Below are 16,934 nucleotides of genomic sequence, written 5' to 3'. Positions count from 1 at the left end.
AATAACAATTTTTTATATAAACAACTTCTACATATACCCGCATTAATTTTCCTATTCATGTAGAATACAAATTTTAATCAGCAATGGCTGAAAAAAAACAAACAGAAGAAGTTCAGGAAACTGCAACTGTTGAAGCTCCAGTAGTAAGTGAAGCGCAACAAAATCCTGAGCAATTTTTAAAAGAATTCAACTGGGAAAAATACGAAGAAGGTATTGAGCAAGTTGAAGACAAAAAGCTACAAGAATTTGAAAAACTAGTAGCTGAGAACTTCGTAGATACTGCAGATGAAGAGGTGGTAGATGGTACAGTTGTACACATGACCGATCGTGAAGCGATTATCGACATTAACGCAAAGTCAGAAGGTGTAATTTCTCTTAACGAGTTTCGTTACAATCCTGATTTAAAAGTTGGTGACAAAGTTGAAGTTCTTATTGATGTAAGAGAAGACAAAACAGGTCAATTAGTATTATCTCATCGTAAAGCACGTACCATCAAAGCATGGGATCGTGTAAATGCAGCGCATGATACGGGCGAAATCGTAAATGGTTTTGTTAAGTGTCGTACTAAAGGAGGTATGATCGTTGACGTATTTGGTATCGAGGCGTTCTTGCCAGGTTCACAAATTGATGTGAAGCCAATTCGTGATTACGATCAGTATGTAAACAAAACAATGGAATTCAAGGTGGTTAAGATTAATCACGAATTCAAAAACGTTGTTGTTTCTCATAAAGCACTTATCGAAGCGGATATCGAAGAGCAGAAAAAAGAAATTATCGGTCAGCTGGAAAAAGGCCAAGTATTGGAAGGTACAGTTAAGAATATTACTTCTTACGGTGTATTTATCGATCTTGGTGGTGTTGACGGACTTATTCACATTACTGATCTTTCTTGGAGCCGTATCAATCATCCGAACGAGATTGTTGAGCTTGACCAGAAATTAAATGTTGTAATTCTTGATTTTGATGATAACAAGTCTAGAATTCAATTAGGTCTTAAGCAATTACAAGCGCACCCATGGGAAGCACTTGGCGAAGAGGTTAAAGTTGGTGATAAAGTAAAAGGTAAAGTCGTAGTTATTGCTGATTACGGTGCCTTTATCGAAGTAGCTGAAGGTGTAGAAGGATTGATCCACGTTTCTGAAATGTCATGGTCAACGCACTTGCGTTCTGCTCAGGATTTCGTAAAAATTGGCGATGAAGTAGATGCTCAAATCCTAACATTAGATCGCGAAGAGCGCAAAATGTCTTTAGGTATTAAGCAACTTACTCCTGACCCATGGACAGATATTACTTCTAAGTACCCTGTAGGTTCTAAACATTCAGGTATCGTGCGTAACTTCACTAATTTTGGTGTATTCGTAGAGTTAGAAGAAGGTATCGATGGTCTTATCTATATTTCTGATCTTTCTTGGACTAAGAAAGTGAAGCACCCATCTGAAGTTGTTGCCGTTGGTGACAAGCTTGATGTATTGGTGTTAGAATTAGATGTCGAAGGACGTAAATTAAGTTTAGGTCATAAACAAACTAAGGAAAACCCTTGGGATAAGTATGAAACTGAATTTGCTTTAGAATCTATTCATAAAGCAGCGATCGAAGAGATCGTTGATAAAGGTGCAACTGTTAAGTTCAACGAAGACATTACTGCTTTCGTACCACAACGTCATCTTGAAAAAGAAGATGGTGGTAAGTTAAAAGCTGGTGAAGAAGCTGAATTTAAGATCATTGAATTCAATAAAGAATTTAAGCGCGTTGTAGCATCTCATACTGCTGTATTTAAAGCAGAAGAAGCTAAAATCGTTAAGCAAGCTGTTAAGCGTCAAGCGCAACAAGCTGCAGAAGCAAAACCAACATTAGGTGATGCAAACGAAACATTAGCAGCACTTAAAAAGAAGATGGAAGGCGGCGAATAAGTCACATTTCATTTCTAGGATAATAAAAGGTCGTGTTTTACACGGCCTTTTTGTTTTTTTAGTCCTAACTTTAAGACCTTAAATACGTGTTTGAGTGTCTATTAAAAATAATTTGGGACGCATTTGTAAAGTTTACTTTATATTTAGACTAAGTACGACAAAAGCAAACATTTCAATTATCAATTTTCATGAATAGTATCATAGAAGCGACCTCTAATAATCTGTCAAAATCTAAAGTATTACTAAATCAACTTACCGATAGTCAATTAACCGACGCTTCCATCTCACCATATTACTCGTGTGTAGGATCACATATTCGACATATTCTTGACTTTTATGACTGTATCCTAAAAGGTTTGGATGCTGATGAGGTAGACCTTACAGCAAGAGCGCGCGATGTTCGTGTTGAGCAAGATTGTGAATATGCATCTTTGAATGTTGATCGTGTTTTAAGTGCGTTGCAAAAACTTGAAAACGCAGAAAAACAAGTTACCGTAATAGATGACTTGGGTGCAGGCAAAGTAGCATTACCCTATACAGTTGCGGCATTACTAGCGCAGGCAAATAGCCACACTATACACCATTACGCTATAATCAGTTATATTTTAGACCGATTGAATGTTGAGGTAACTGATGCTTCCTTTGGTTATAATCCTACCACGCCGGTTAAAGAAAAGGCATAGTTATCAGTAGGAAGATAGAGAAAAGAGAAAAGAGAAAAGAAAAAAGAAAAAAGAGTATAGGGGTAACTTTTATTGTTGTTGATTTCAATTTGTCAAACTTTCATAACTCATAACTCATAACTCATAACTCATAACTCATAACTCATAACTCATTTTTGTCGCTTCCCAAAAACTGAATTCATAACCGTATTCAATCCTTTAAAAGCAAGTACTATTGCAAGTATCGAAAAGAAAATACCTGCAATTAAAACAGGATAAAACAAAAAGTGTTCTTGGTTTTTAAAAGCTTGATATATTACCGTAGGTCCGATAAACATGAGTACTGCCGTAACAGCCATCATACGAATTCCGCGTATCAATAATTCCTTATCAGTGTTCATCGTTAAAGTGATTTATTGCTTTACGGACACTTTGGTGCTTTTCAAGAAGAGCAGAAGCCTCATGTTGATCGATGTTTAGTGCATCCATAATCATTCGTGTACCACGATCAACTAATTTATTATTGCTCAATTGCATATCAACCATTTTATTCCCTTTCACTCGACCTAATTTAATCATGACGGCTGTTGAGATCATATTCAAAACCAGTTTTTGTGCTGTTCCAGCTTTCATCCTAGAACTACCCGTTACAAATTCGGGACCGACGACTACTTCAATAGGATATTTGGCAACTTTAGCTAGAGGACTCCCTTCATTACAGGTAATACAACCTGTTATAATCTCATTTTCATTGCAAATTTCTAAAGCACCAATCACATAAGGAGTAGTGCCTGAAGCAGCAATCCCTATGACAACATCTTTAGAATTAATCTCATATTCTTGAAGATCTTGCCAGCCACCTTGGGTATCATCTTCAGCAAATTCTACAGCCTTTCTAATTGCAGAATCACCACCTGCGATGAGTCCTATGACTAAGTCATGAGAAACGCCAAATGTAGGCGGGCATTCCGATGCATCCAAAATTCCCAAACGACCACTTGTCCCTGCTCCTAAATAAAACAGTCTACCTCCATCAGCCAATTTTTTAGCCGTGATATCAATTAACGGCTCGATTTTAGGTAGCACTTTTTCAACAGCTAAAGCTACTTTTTGGTCTTCATTATTCATGTTTTGTAATAATGAAGCAGTACTCATTTGCTCTAAATGATCATGAAGAGAATCTTGCTCAGTAATTTTTTTGAAAGCCAAATTTGTGTGATTTAAAATCGAAATCCAAAGGTAGGTATTCTAAAAAACTTTTATTACAGTATCGTGGCAATATGACAACGTTAATTGTATGGACCCAGTGGATGCTAGAATAATTGGATAAAAGTGATTCCTATTCGTTAACTATTGTATTTAGCATTTAGCTCTTCCACAATACGTTCAATCTTTTTGTTTTTTGCTGTTTTGTCTAGTATGACGGCTGGAGCTTGTCTAACCTTGCAGTCTTTTATAGCGCACCGTTCGCAGGTAACGCCGACATTTTGAGTTTTGATTTTTGAGTCAGATAAAAAGTTGATTTTTCGTTCCAGTTGTTTGTTGATCAATAAACCAACACTAATACTGCGATAATGATTCTCTTTAAATGGATCTTTAGTGGCGGAGGACAACACCAAATACTTTGTGTTATCACTTTCGTAATTAGAAATTTGAATTTCAAATTCATGAGGCTTTTTACTTCTGGAAATATCTTTCAAAACATTTAAAGAAACCCAGCGTCTGCAATAATGTTCGTTCGTTTCATTAGCATGTGGCGAATGCTGATGTGATAAATGAAGTTCTTTTTTCAGGTGAAATTTGGTATCTCCTGCTTTGTAAGTGAACCGCAAAAAAAACAAGTTCTGAATATTAAAAGCTTTGGGCAAGATATTGGTTAATCGCTGATAAAATGATTCTGGCGAAGCATTGAAGGCTTCAACTGTTTTAAGAAATAAGCGCTCGTTAAAGGTCTTTTTCTTAAAAATGGTTTCCAGTTGAGATGTCAATTCATTTTTAGGAATGATGAGTGCGCCAGCGAAATAAGAGGCATAAAAATTATTAATAACCTGATCAAAGGTTTCAAACTTTATCCAAGGAAAGGTGTATAGCCTATTGTTAATGCCCAAAAAGTTATATGCGATTTCTTTGGCGTAAATAAAGGTGCGTTGCGCTTCATCTATTTCGTCCGCCAGTAGTAGTGTATTGGTATTTGGAATAAAAACGGAGCGCAAATTACCCAAGGCTTCATAATTGCTTAGTTCATTATTGGTAATCTGATAGCCATATTCTTCAATTAAAATTTCTTCTAACTCTTGAGATGTTAATGGTCGATGCAAGTTGATATGATAAGCCTTAGCAAATTTTAAAACTTGATGTTCAAGATCGTCGAAATAATTATTGTTTGCTTCTTGAAAAGAGCGAACTGAGGCTAGGAAAAAACTTTCTCGACTAAAGTTGTAATGCTGAGCAATTTCAATAATGGTACTAATGAATGCATTCACTTTGACAGGTGCATTTGCGACTATATCAATTAATGTACTCTCTTTAATACCAAAAAGATCCAGAGGAATTTCCTTTAAGATTCTTGACTGCAGCAATTCGCCTATTGGAGCTAGATTTTTATCCAATTTCAAGGAAACCATTTGGTCGTAGGGAACGTCAAGTGTCTCCGATAAAATCGCGATTTTATCTGGTTTAGGATATTTCTTTCCTTTCTCAATCTCGTTTAAATACGATTTTGATAAACCAGAAATTTTTGACAAGCCGAACAATGATAAATTTTTATCATTACGAATTTGTTTAAGCTTTAAACCAAATATCAGTTTTATGTATTCCTGTTGCATAGTAATAATACAAAAGTAATGTTTTTTGCGAACATTATTAAAAAGCGAAAAAATACATTTAGCGAACGTTCGCTTTTTTTTTACAAATCTTTGTTTTAATATTGTCCTGTAAAACGATAAGATCATGGAAAACACACTTTTAAAACAATCAAAAGTTCAGTTCGCTAATCAAGTAACAAATTACTATCCAGAAATTTTAACCGATGATGCACTGGAATTTGTTGCTGCACTTCATGAAAAGTTTAATTCAAAACGATTGGACTTATTAGTCAATCGTGAAACACAGCAAGAGATTTTTGATAAGGGAGAATTTCCAAAGTTCCCCGAAGAGACAAAATCAATTAGAGAAGGGAAGTGGACAGCTGGGAACATTCCGCATGATTTAGAAGACAGACGCGTAGAAATAACGGGGCCAGTAGACCGTAAAATGATTATCAATGCATTGAACTCAGGAGCAAAGACTTTTATGGCCGATTTGGAAGATAGTAATTCACCAACTTGGGCTAACTGTATGCAGGGTCAACAGAATTTAATTGATGCTAATAATAAAACCATATCTCTTGTCGATATGAAACGAGGAAAGTCGTATCAGTTAAATAATAAAACTGCTGTACTACTAGTAAGACCGCGTGGTTTACATCTAAATGAAAGACACCTTATCTTCAATGATCATAAAGCTTCGGGAAGCTTAGTCGATTTTGGTCTTTATGTATTTCATAATACAAAAACCATGATGAATAATGGGACTGCCCCATACTTTTATCTTCCCAAATTAGAGCACTATTTAGAAGCGCGTTGGTGGAATGAAGTTTTTGAATTTGCTCAAGATTATCTTAGAGTGCCTAATGGTACATTCAAGACTACAGTTTTAGTAGAGACCATTACTGCAAGCTTTCAATTAGACGAAATAATTTATGAACTACGGGATCACATTGTAGGTTTAAACTGTGGGCGTTGGGATTACATTTTTTCATATATCAAAAAGTTTAGAAACCATCCCAATTTTGTAGTTCCAAATCGGGATCAGGTTACTATGACTACTCCTTTTATGGATGCTTATTCAAAGCTGGTGATTCAGCGATGTCATAAACGTGGTATTCTTGCTATTGGTGGTATGGCAGCCCAAATTCCAATTAAAAATAATGAGAATGCCAATGCAATTGCCTTGGAGAAAGTAAGGAAAGACAAGGAGCGTGAGGTTAAAAACGGTCATGATGGAACCTGGGTTGCGCACCCTGCATTAGTTAATGTCGCTATGACAGAGTTTAATAAACATATGCCAAATCCTAACCAATTGCACGTAACTCGAGATGATGTACAAATAACTGAGCAAGATTTAGTTGAGATCCCTAAAGGAACTATTACCGAAGAGGGAATAAGAAAAAATATCAACGTGGGAATTTTGTATACAGAAGCTTGGTTACGCGGACATGGGGCCGTGGCGCTATACAATTTAATGGAGGATGCTGCCACAGCCGAAATATCGAGAACTCAAGTTTGGCAATGGCTAAAGAATGAAGTAATCCTAGAGGATGGGCAGAAATTTGACCTCGAGCTATACGGAAAACTATTTGACAACGAAGTGGAAAAAATCATAACGGAAATCGGTGAAGGAAATATAAAAAACACCAAGTTCAAATTGGCTTTTACGCTTTTTGATAAATTGGTTCTAGCTGAAAAATTCGAAGAGTTTTTAACGCTTCCATCCTATCAACATATATAAAAAAATGTCCCACAACTACGGCAATAGACTGCGGGACTTAATTATCAAAATATAGAATAACCTTAATAATTAAAGCAAACTTATGAAAAATTTGGCACAGGGTAATTACCAATCCGCACTACAAACAGTAAGAAATCTTAAAAAAAAGTACGGTGAAACCTGGAATGCGGTTAATCCTGAAAGTTCAGCTAGAATGGTGGCACAAAATCGCTTTAAAACTGGATTAGATATTGCGAAGTATACAGCTGCTATAATGAGAAAAGATATGGCAGAATACGATGCTGATTCTTCGCAATTCACCAAGTCTTTAGGCTGCTGGCATGGCTTTGTTGCTCAGCAAAAGATGATTGCTGTTAAGAAACATCATAAAACGACCGATAAAAAATACCTATACCTTTCGGGTTGGATGGTTGCAGCATTGCGTTCTGAATTTGGACCGCTACCAGATCAATCGATGCATGAAAAAACATCGGTTCCTTCATTAATCAAGGAAATTTATGATTTCCTACGTCAAGCGGATGCCGTTGCTTTAAACGATTTGTTTAGAAGGCTGGAAAAAGGCGAAGATGTACAGGATCAGATTGATAATTTTGAGACACACATTGTCCCAATTATTGCTGATATTGATGCTGGCTTTGGTAATGAGGAGGCAACTTATTTGTTGTCTAAAAAAATGATACAGGCCGGTGCATGTGCAATTCAAATAGAAAACCAGGTGTCAGATGCCAAGCAATGCGGACATCAAGATGGTAAGGTAACAGTACCACATGAGGATTTTATTGCTAAACTAAACGCAGTTAGATATGCATTTTTAGAGTTGGGGATAGATGACGGAGTTATCGTTGCACGAACTGATTCTGAAGGTGCCGGGTTAACTCAAAAACTTCCGGTTAGTCAGGAACCAGGTGATTTGGCCTCTAAATATTTAGCATTTGTTGAGGCTGAGGAAATTGCCATTACCGATGCAAAGGAGGATGATGTACTTCTTAAAAGAGATGGTAAATTAGTTCGTCCGGTGCGTTTATCAAATGGGCTTTACAGATTTAAAGATGGCTCTAATATCGACCGAGTTGTATTAGACTGTATTACGAGCCTTCAAAATGGTGCGGATCTATTATGGATTGAAACCCCGACACCAAATGTAAAGCAGATTGCTCATATGGTGAATAGGGTAAAGGAAGTGGTGCCTAATGCTAAGTTGGTTTATAATAATTCTCCTTCGTTTAATTGGACATTGAATTTCCGAGATCAAGCTTATGAAGAAATGTTGGAAGAAGGGGAGAATATGACGGCATATGACAGAAATAATCTTATGGACGCCCAGTATGATGATACTGAGTTAAGTTTTAGAGCAGATGAAAAGATCAGAACCTTCCAAATGGATGGGGCTAAAGAGGCAGGTATCTTCCATCACTTAATTACCTTACCAACATATCACACTACGGCACTACATATGAATGATTTAACCGAAGAATATTTTGGTGAACAAGGCATGTTGGCTTATGTAAAAGGTGTTCAGCGACAAGAAATTCGCAAAGGAGTTTCTTGTGTAAAGCACCAAAGGATGGCTGGCTCAGATCTTGGAGATGATCACAAAACATTCTTCGCTGGAGAAAAAGCTTTAAAGGCCGGAGGAGCAAAAAACACTTCAAATCAATTTGATAATGCTGAAGTTAAGCAGATTACCGAGGAGAAATTAAGTGTCCCTGCATAAATCCTAAGTTGGTAGTTTAGTTTGAGTCTTAAAAAGTATAACTAGAATTGCAAAAAGAGCTAATCAATAAGGTTAGCTCTTTTTTTGGTGTTGACAGCCATTTAATATGATTATATATGGCTTGGCTTTCGTTCATATAGCTACTCTACAACAATAGTCTCCTTAAATTCCTGCACAATTGCAAAATAACCAAGCGCAAAATTATCAGCTGCCTCTAGGTTGTCAAAAACATCATCATTATCGATGTTAGTTGCGTTAATGATATTACCTCTTACTGTGGCTACAGGAGTTGAGAAAGGACCGAAAGCACCTTCGCTTTGCTCAATTAGTTGACTCATATAATTGTAAAAAGATTCGTCAGCTCCTAGGATACTAACATCAAGCTCATCGCCAGGTTCGACATTATCATCAAAAAAGTATGAAAAGGTAAATTGCTGACCTTCATAAAACGTATCTTCTGTTTCTAAGAAATTACCATTACTAAAATCAAATACATAAAAGTCTTCTCGATCAGGTGTGTCAGTAAATGAAACGATAATCTCGGTATCGTCTTCATCAAAAATTGTCCCATCACCTTGTTCAACGTTATCGATAGGCGTTGTGGGTACAAATCGGGTACTTGCAACAAAGTTTTTACCATCAAAACCGATCAAAAGAAAGTACTCAATATTTCTATTTACAAAGGATGTAGGTATGCGCTGATCGGCATCGAAAGTAGGATCAGGAATATAAATACCTGAACCCGGAGTGGTCTCTGCTAAACTAGATGAGAACGTATCGATAATAGTACCATTCTCATCTTCTTCTTGCATAATGATGACCATTCTGTCAACACTAGTAATCTGATTTTCATCAAAGAAATTACTCGTTTCAGATACTCGTATCTCAATTGGCATGAACTGCTCGGTAATATCTACTCGAATAAGCGCATCGACAATTAAGCGAGGCGGTTCCGAAGGTGTTTCTATTTCCACAACATCTTCACAAGCACTCAAAAGCACCGTAGCGATTACCAATGTGGTAAGTCTAGTCCATATATGCGTGTATACTTTTCCCATCACTTAAAATTTAAAATTGTAGGTTACAGCAGGTATAATACCAAAAATTGAGGTACGAACTGCTTCATTTACCCCGGTGTCATTATTTTGCCTGAAGGCAATTGATTGGGCATTTCGACGGTTGTATAAATTATAAATACTAAATACCCATTCTGATTGCCATTTCCGACCTTTATTTTTAGTTGGTGTTAAGGTTGCAGATAAATCAATACGATGATAATCAGGCAGACGTTCAATATTTCGTTGCCCAAAAAACGGGATGGTAAGACCTTGAAATTCAAATTGGCCAACGGGATAGTTTGTAGGTTGACCGGTTTGATAAACAAAATTGGCGTTAAAATTCCATTTTTGATTCAAGTCATAGCTGCCATAAAGAGCTATATCATGAGTTTTATCGTATGGTGTGTTATACCATTCTCCACCATTAATTCCGGTTTCCTGCGCAGGGTTTTCATCGAGCCCGATAAATGTTCGACCTTGAGTCCGTTGTTCTGATTTTGATAAGGTGTAGGCTAGCCAACCTTGAAATTTGCCTTCATTTTTACGTAGTAGAAATTCCAGTCCATAGGCCCTTGCTTCTCCATTCAAAATTACTTGTTCTATAGCATCATTGGCTATTAAATTGGCGCCATCTATATAATCAATTCGATTATCGATGTCTTTGTAATATACTTCAGTTTCTAAAGTAAACTCACCATCATTAAATCGTTTAAAATACCCAAAAGCATATTGATTAAGAAGCTGTGGTTTTACAAATGGGCCACTTGGGGTCCACACGTCTAACGGAGTAGGAGAGCTTGTGTTAGAAAGTAAATGCAGGTATTGCGCCATACGCGTAGCGCTCGCTTTTATTGAATTATCTTCATTGAAAGAATAAGCCGCTGCAATGCGAGGCTCGAAATTAGTGAAGGTGGCAAGATTGGCACCTCGACCTGGATTAATGGTTTCAATTGGATCTGCTTCTTGATAAATTAGCAAGAAAGGATCGAAATTAACCGGGTTGTTATCTTCATATACGTTTAGTTCGTCTTGTCCTAAACGATTAAAAAGACTAAAACGAACACCATACTCCAAGCTTAACTTATCACTTATTTGATGTTCTAAATCGACATAAGCGGCTAATTCGTTTGCGTACTTTTTGGTTAACTGGTCCTCAACAATCCCCGAATCAGGCCCGTTTGGTTTAATCTTCCCAGGATTAAATACATAATAAATATCGTTTAGACCAAAGTTTAGCTGGAGCTTATCATTTATATAATTTTTGAGGTCATATTTTAAATTGAAATTTTGAATACCTGAGTTCCATTCAAAACCCACAAAATCTAATTCTAATCCGTAGAAGTAATCGGAGTAAATAAGTGACAAATTTGAAAAAAGACGATCAGAAAACAAATGATTCCATCTAAAATTCACAACGGAGTTTCCGTAAGTGTTTTCAAAACTATCGGCAATACTAAATACATCTCGACCAAAATAACCAGATAGAAATATGTTATTGTTGTCGTTTAGTTTATAATTTATCTTAGTGTTTAGATCATAGAAATATGCTCTATTTTCAATATCAAATAGCGGTAAAAACAAATGTGCATAGGAACCACGGCCCCCAACCAAAAATGCCGCTTTGTCTTTTTCTATAGGTCCTTCTATCAATAATCTACTTGCCACTGCGCCGATGCCTCCATTTACTTTAAGCTCTTTGCTATTTCCCTCTTTCTGAAAAATTTCCAATACAGAGGAAACACGACCGCCATAACGGGCAGGGATTCCGCCTTTATACAATTTTACGTCTTTGATTGCATCTGGGTTGAATACCGAGAAAAAACCAAATAAATGAGAGGAATTGAATATTGTAGCCTCGTCAAGTAAGATTAGGTTTTGGTCAACGGCCCCACCACGCACATTAAAACCGGAAGATGATTCGCCCGCGTTGGTTACACCAGGAAGGAGTAATAGTGATTTCACAACATCGGCCTCACCAAGAACAACAGGTATTTTCTTTATAGTTTCTACCTGTAGTGTATTTACACTCATCTGTGGTGTCTTAATGTCTATCTTTTTAGAATCATCAGTAACGATAACTTCCTCAAGTTGTTCAACCGCTTCAGAAATTTTAAAGTCAATTTTTTGATCTTTATCTAAGTTGATTTTCTGAAAGATATTCTGAAAACCGATATAAGATATTTGTACAGTATACTCGCCGGGAGGTACCGATATAGAGTAAAAACCATATTCATTGGTTACGGTGCCGGTTTTTAATTCAAGTATCGCAACAGTAACACCAATTAGGGTTTCATTACTGGCTTTATCAGTAATTGTTCCGCTTAAGGTAAAACGTTTTTGGGAGAAGGAGTATGCACTAAAAAAACAAAAAAGAACGGTAAGCAATTTTAAAAGCGCAGGCCTCATACAAGTATTTTTGTATAAAAATAGCCTAAAGCGATTATAATTGCTTACCGTTAACAAATATTTAATGAAGCATTCTTATAAAAAAGAAACTTCATTTAAAGTAGCTATTAAATACTAGCTAGAATATTATTTAAAGTCTCACTTGGACGCATTGCACTGGCTGCTTTGGCATCTTCTGGAAAGTAATAACCATCGATATTGATTGCTTTTCCTTGTGCTTCGATTAACTCCGTTGTAATCTTATCTTCATTTTCTTCAAATGCTTGAGCAACAGTTTTGAACTGCGCTTGTAAATCAGCATCTTTAGTTTGAGATGCCAATTCTTGTGCCCAATACATGGCTAAGTAAAAATGACTACCTCGCGTATCTAATTCATTAACTTTTCTAGAAGGTGATCTTTTATTATCTAAGAACTTTTCAGTTGCATCATCTAAAGTTTCTCCAAGAATTTTGGCTTTACTATTGTTATTTTTTTCGCCAAAATGATCTAAGGAAACGGCAAGTGCTAAGAACTCTCCTAAAGAATCCCAACGTAAATGCCCTTCTTCTAAAAACTGTTGTACGTGTTTTGGAGCAGAACCTCCTGCACCAGTTTCAAATAAACCACCACCATTCATTAAAGGAACAATAGATAACATTTTGGCACTGGTACCTACTTCTAAAATTGGGAAAAGGTCGGTAAGATAGTCTCTTAAAACATTACCAGTGACTGATATAGTATCTTTTCCGTCTTTAATGCGTTCTAAGGTGAAATGTGTCGCTTCTACTGGATCTAAAATGCGAATATCAAGTCCGTTAGTATTGTGATCTTTTAAATATTTCTCAACTTTTGCAATTAATTGTGCATCGTGTGCTCTGTTTTTATCTAACCAGAAAACTGCCGGTGTATTGCTGGCTCTAGATCTGTTTACAGCAAGTTTCACCCAATCTTGAATAGGAAGGTCTTTTACCTGACACATTCTCCAGATATCACCTTCTTCAACACTATGATCAAAAATCACAGTGCCATCGTGATTAGTTACCCGAACTGTTCCATTGTGTTCAATTTCAAAAGTTTTGTCGTGTGAACCATATTCCTCTGCCTTTTGTGCCATTAAGCCAACATTGGGCACTGTACCCATTGTTGTAGGATCGAATGCACCGTGTTGTTTGCAAAAATCAATAGTCGCTTGATACAGCTTCGCATAACTACTATCTGGAATTACTGCTTTAGTATCTTGTGATTTTCCTTCAGCATTCCACATTTGGCCTGAATTACGAATCATTGCGGGCATAGAAGCATCAATAATTACATCACTTGGCACATGAAGATTGGTAATTCCTTTGTCAGAATTTACCATTGCAAGATCAGGTCCGTTTACCAAAGCTTCATCAATATCTTTTAAAACTCCTGCCTTTTTATCGGCGTCTAATTCGGCTACTTTACTCAATAGATTACCGAAACCATTATTGACGTTTACGCCTATTTCATCAAATAGCGCATCGTATTTTGCAAATAGATCTGCAAAGTAAGTACGCACAGCATGCCCAAAAATAATAGGATCGGAAACCTTCATCATCGTTGCTTTCATATGCAATGAAAACAAGATATTTTTCTCCTTAGCATCAGTAACCTGTTCTTTTAAGAAAGATAGCAATGCCTTTTTACTCATAACACTGGCATCGACCACTTCACCTGCTAAAACGGGAACGTTTTCTTTTAAAGTATACGTTTCGCTATTGGTAACCAACTGAATTTTTAGACTACCTGCTTTTGCTATTTCAGCTGATTTCTCGTTACTTCTAAAATCACCATGATTCATTGTAGCGACATGTGTTTCAGAATCTGATGACCAAGCACCCATGCTATGTGGGTTTTTCTTGGCAAAATTCTTTACTGCTTTTGGTGCACGACGATCAGAATTCCCTTCACGAAGTACAGGATTTACGGCGCTACCTTTTATTTTGTCATAGCGTTTTTTAGTCGCTTCTTGTTCGTTATTTTCAGGTTCGTCAGGATAATCTGGTAATGCATATCCGTTTTCTTGTAGCTCGGCAATGGCCGCTTTAAGCTGCGGTATTGAAGCACTAATATTTGGTAATTTGATAATATTGGCTTCTGGTTTTTTTGCAAGTTCTCCTAATTCCGCTAAATGATCAGGGCCTTGTTGTTCTGTTGGTAATGTGTCTGAAAAAGCAGCAATAATGCGACCTGCTAGTGAAATATCGCGAGTTTCGATATTGATATTGGATGAGGCCGTGAATGCCTTTACAATTGGAAGAAAAGATTGTGTTGCTAAAGCAGGAGCTTCGTCCGTCTTAGTATATAAAATTTTTGCCATTCGATCTATTTTTTTGAGCGTGGCAAATATACAATAATCCGAGTGTTTTTTAGCTGTTGCTAAAGGCTATTCATTGAATAGGATTGTTATATAAATACAAAAGCCATATCAATGTAAATACATACTTGATATGGCTTTTTTGAAATAGATTGTTACTGTTCTAGTTACCATTCGTGATGTTAACGTGGGTGTCTGAAATATAATCTCGTCTTGCCCTTCAATCAGTCTGCACTATTTCTGTGGTTCTTTAGAGTTTTTGTTTTGCAACAATAGCTATAAACGAACCGTGGTATTGCTTTTTAAGTAGTAACATTATATTGCTTGCACATTACAACGCTATTACTGTTTCATCAACTAAGTATTGCTACTTCGTCGCCTACTGAAACTTTTATTATATACCTCAGATAAGGCTACCTGCATATCCTTATTTTGATATATAACAGATTTTTGGTTTGTTCAATAAATTGAATTTTTAAAAAATCTAAAAGCAATTCCGTTAAATAAAGAACGTTACTTTATTTCCATTAATAATTTAACAATACATTCTATATTTTGTTATTAATAGTTATGCTAATATATATGTAAAATTGATGAATGTCAATTTTTTTAACATAATAAGTATCAACTTGATATTAACTAAGGTTATTAACAATTGTTTACAAAACAAAAAGCCCCAGCAATTGTGCCGGGGCTTTTCAATTTAGCAATAGTATTGCTGCTATTTTCTAACTTCTTTAATACGAGCTTTTTTACCAGTAAGTTCTCTAAAGTAGAATATGCGTGCTCTACGAACTTTACCTCTTTTATTAACCTCAATTTTTTGAAGCGCTGGTAAGTTTACAGGGAAGATACGTTCTACACCTACAGTACCAGACATTTTTCTAATTGTAAAGGTTTCGGTTGCTCCGCTACCTCTTCGTTGGATAACTACTCCTCTAAAAAACTGAGTACGAGTTTTGTTACCTTCTCTAATTTCATAATAAATAGTGATTGTATCACCAGCTGAAAATTCAGGGAAATCTTTTTTAGCTACGAATTCGTCCTGAACAAATTTTACTAAATCCATTATAATGGTTTTAAAAAGTATAGTTCACACAACATTCACGATTCTCGCCAGAGGTTATGTAAATCGGCTGCAAAAGTATTAATTTCTTTATGTAATACAAGCTAAAAATACAGAAAAATTAACTGCTCTTTTTTAAGGTGAGACCAAACCAGATAAATCCTGTAACAAATATTAGGTAAATAATAGCACTTACAATACTAATCCATCCCTGCATTGTTACCAATTGGTCAACCCCAAATTGAGCAGCAAAAAAATTACTCGCTATAGATGCAAAGAAAGAGATGAAAGTCAATATGGCGCCAATAAGAATCAAAATGGTTGCTGCTGATTTCTTTTTATATACTAAAATACTTGTTGCTATTACTAGCCCTAGAATACCCAAGAAATGTAATGCTTGGCCAATATAAATGGTAATTGGAATGCCGTCGTCTGTCATGTTATATAAAGTTAAATTGGTTAATCTAATCCTCTAAAAGATCTGGGCGCTTTTCCTCTGTGCGTTTGTAAGCTTCATCTTCGCGCCATTGGTCAATTTTTGGTGTATTTCCTGATGTCAGAATCTCCGGAACTTTCCATCCTTTATAATTAGCCGGGCGGGTGTAAATTGGTGGAGCTAGTAAATTATCTTGAAAAGAATCAGTCAATGCAGAGGTTTCATTACCTAATACCCCAGGAATCAATCGTATAACAGCATCACACAAAACCGCAGCCCCAAGCTCACCACCTGATAAAACGTAATCGCCAATAGAAATCTCTCTGGTGATAAAATGATCACGAACTCGTTGATCTACACCTTTGTAATGACCACATAATATTATAATATTACCCTTAAGTGAAAGTTCATTAGCAATGCCCTGGGTTAATGTAGCGCCATCTGGCGTCATATAAATGACTTCGTCGTAATCTCTTTCTGCTTTTAAAGCCGAAATACATTTGTCAATCGGCTCAATCATCATCACCATACCGGCACCCCCGCCAAACTGGTAATCATCAATCTGCTTATAGTTATTAGAAGAGTAGTCTCGTAAGTTATGTATATGCACACTCACCAAACCTTTTTCTATTGAGCGTTTCAATATAGAAGCTTCAAATGGACTTTTTAAAAGGTCCGGAACAACACTAATGATATCAATTCTCATAGGGGCAAAAATACGAAACCTTGTACGTCTCAAAGTTTAGAATTTGAAAAATCTACTCAAGGGGTTTCACAGTTCTTTAACATATAATTGGTTATTTTCACAGCTTTTAA

General features: G+C 36.3%; 13 protein-coding genes. 4 read left to right on the top strand and 9 right to left on the bottom strand.

The window, feature by feature from the left end:
• Nucleotides 1–83 precede the first annotated feature (83 nt).
• Nucleotides 84–1,910 carry a 30S ribosomal protein S1 gene (gene rpsA, locus GWK10_RS01210; protein ID WP_164029074.1) on the top strand — a complete coding sequence of 609 codons (1,827 nt, stop codon included), beginning with the start codon at nucleotides 84–86 and terminating at the stop codon, nucleotides 1,908–1,910.
• Nucleotides 1,911–2,098: 188 nt separating this feature from the next.
• Nucleotides 2,099–2,593 carry a DinB family protein gene (locus tag GWK10_RS01205; RefSeq protein ID WP_164029073.1) on the top strand — a complete coding sequence of 165 codons (495 nt, stop codon included), beginning with the start codon at nucleotides 2,099–2,101 and terminating at the stop codon, nucleotides 2,591–2,593.
• A gap of 149 nt (nucleotides 2,594–2,742) precedes the next feature.
• Here GWK10_RS01205 and GWK10_RS01200 read toward each other — a convergent pair whose 3' ends face one another.
• From GWK10_RS01200 to GWK10_RS01190, 3 genes are all read right to left on the bottom strand, one after another.
• Complete coding sequence (locus tag GWK10_RS01200) at nucleotides 2,743–2,973, bottom strand: DUF6095 family protein (RefSeq protein WP_164029072.1); 231 nt, start codon at nucleotides 2,971–2,973, stop codon at nucleotides 2,743–2,745.
• Nucleotides 2,963–3,781, bottom strand: coding sequence for an N-acetylmuramic acid 6-phosphate etherase (murQ, locus tag GWK10_RS01195; protein ID WP_164029071.1), 819 nt, complete (start codon nucleotides 3,779–3,781; stop codon nucleotides 2,963–2,965). The genes GWK10_RS01200 and murQ overlap by 11 nt, the downstream gene beginning before the upstream one ends.
• Before the next feature lie 137 nt (nucleotides 3,782–3,918).
• A complete protein-coding gene (locus tag GWK10_RS01190) occupies nucleotides 3,919–5,397 on the bottom strand; it encodes a helix-turn-helix domain-containing protein (protein WP_164029070.1) in 1,479 nt (492 codons plus the stop codon).
• Between the two features lie 124 nt (nucleotides 5,398–5,521).
• On the opposite strand from GWK10_RS01190, the gene aceB reads away from it, so the two are divergent.
• Both aceB and GWK10_RS01180 read left to right on the top strand, forming a co-directional pair.
• Nucleotides 5,522–7,120 carry a malate synthase A gene (gene aceB, locus GWK10_RS01185; RefSeq protein ID WP_164029069.1) on the top strand — a complete coding sequence of 533 codons (1,599 nt, stop codon included), beginning with the start codon at nucleotides 5,522–5,524 and terminating at the stop codon, nucleotides 7,118–7,120.
• Nucleotides 7,121–7,202: 82 nt separating this feature from the next.
• Nucleotides 7,203–8,834 carry an isocitrate lyase gene (locus GWK10_RS01180; RefSeq protein ID WP_164029068.1) on the top strand — a complete coding sequence of 544 codons (1,632 nt, stop codon included), beginning with the start codon at nucleotides 7,203–7,205 and terminating at the stop codon, nucleotides 8,832–8,834.
• A gap of 140 nt (nucleotides 8,835–8,974) precedes the next feature.
• On the opposite strand, the gene GWK10_RS01175 is transcribed toward GWK10_RS01180, so the two are convergent.
• The 6 genes from GWK10_RS01175 to trmD all read right to left on the bottom strand — a co-directional run bounded on the left by GWK10_RS01175 (nucleotide 8,975) and on the right by trmD (nucleotide 16,824).
• Nucleotides 8,975–9,892, bottom strand: coding sequence for a DUF4249 family protein (locus GWK10_RS01175; protein WP_164029067.1), 918 nt, complete (start codon nucleotides 9,890–9,892; stop codon nucleotides 8,975–8,977).
• Between the two features lie 3 nt (nucleotides 9,893–9,895).
• Nucleotides 9,896–12,298 (bottom strand): TonB-dependent receptor, encoded by a 2,403-nt coding sequence (locus GWK10_RS01170; RefSeq protein WP_164029066.1) that lies wholly within the window; start codon nucleotides 12,296–12,298, stop codon nucleotides 9,896–9,898.
• 107 nt (nucleotides 12,299–12,405) lie between these two features.
• Complete coding sequence (locus GWK10_RS01165; protein WP_164029065.1) at nucleotides 12,406–14,619, bottom strand: NADP-dependent isocitrate dehydrogenase; 2,214 nt, start codon at nucleotides 14,617–14,619, stop codon at nucleotides 12,406–12,408.
• Between the two features lie 718 nt (nucleotides 14,620–15,337).
• Complete coding sequence (rplS, locus tag GWK10_RS01160; protein ID WP_164029539.1) at nucleotides 15,338–15,688, bottom strand: 50S ribosomal protein L19; 351 nt, start codon at nucleotides 15,686–15,688, stop codon at nucleotides 15,338–15,340.
• Nucleotides 15,689–15,803: 115 nt separating this feature from the next.
• The gene (locus GWK10_RS01155; RefSeq protein WP_164029064.1) at nucleotides 15,804–16,121 is read right to left on the bottom strand and encodes a hypothetical protein; all 318 of its coding nucleotides are present in this window, start codon (nucleotides 16,119–16,121) and stop codon (nucleotides 15,804–15,806) included.
• A gap of 25 nt (nucleotides 16,122–16,146) precedes the next feature.
• Entirely contained in the window at nucleotides 16,147–16,824 is a 678-nt protein-coding gene (gene trmD / locus GWK10_RS01150) for a tRNA (guanosine(37)-N1)-methyltransferase TrmD (RefSeq protein WP_164029063.1), read from the bottom strand.
• Between the last annotated feature and the right edge of the window lie 110 nt (nucleotides 16,825–16,934).

The organism is Spongiivirga citrea, assembly GCF_010671565.1.
Lineage (GTDB): Bacteria > Bacteroidota > Bacteroidia > Flavobacteriales > Flavobacteriaceae > Spongiivirga > Spongiivirga citrea.
Note: the sequence above shows the minus strand (reverse complement) of the source record. Positions and strands in the feature narration are given on the sequence as shown.

Bases quoted from the DNA above. Each gene is read 5' to 3' on its own strand.
- rpsA (WP_164029074.1), top strand. From the start codon at position 84: ATGGCTGAAAAAAAACAAACAGAAGAAGTTCAGGAAACTGCAACTGTT.
- GWK10_RS01205 (WP_164029073.1), top strand. From the start codon at position 2,099: ATGAATAGTATCATAGAAGCGACCTCTAATAATCTGTCAAAATCTAAA.
- GWK10_RS01200 (WP_164029072.1), bottom strand. From the start codon at position 2,973: ATGAACACTGATAAGGAATTATTGATACGCGGAATTCGTATGATGGCT.
- GWK10_RS01190 (WP_164029070.1), bottom strand. From the start codon at position 5,397: ATGCAACAGGAATACATAAAACTGATATTTGGTTTAAAGCTTAAACAA.
- aceB (WP_164029069.1), top strand. From the start codon at position 5,522: ATGGAAAACACACTTTTAAAACAATCAAAAGTTCAGTTCGCTAATCAA.
- GWK10_RS01180 (WP_164029068.1), top strand. From the start codon at position 7,203: ATGAAAAATTTGGCACAGGGTAATTACCAATCCGCACTACAAACAGTA.
- GWK10_RS01175 (WP_164029067.1), bottom strand. From the start codon at position 9,892: ATGGGAAAAGTATACACGCATATATGGACTAGACTTACCACATTGGTA.
- GWK10_RS01170 (WP_164029066.1), bottom strand. From the start codon at position 12,298: ATGAGGCCTGCGCTTTTAAAATTGCTTACCGTTCTTTTTTGTTTTTTT.
- GWK10_RS01165 (WP_164029065.1), bottom strand. From the start codon at position 14,619: ATGGCAAAAATTTTATATACTAAGACGGACGAAGCTCCTGCTTTAGCA.
- GWK10_RS01155 (WP_164029064.1), bottom strand. From the start codon at position 16,121: ATGACAGACGACGGCATTCCAATTACCATTTATATTGGCCAAGCATTA.
- trmD (WP_164029063.1), bottom strand. From the start codon at position 16,824: ATGAGAATTGATATCATTAGTGTTGTTCCGGACCTTTTAAAAAGTCCA.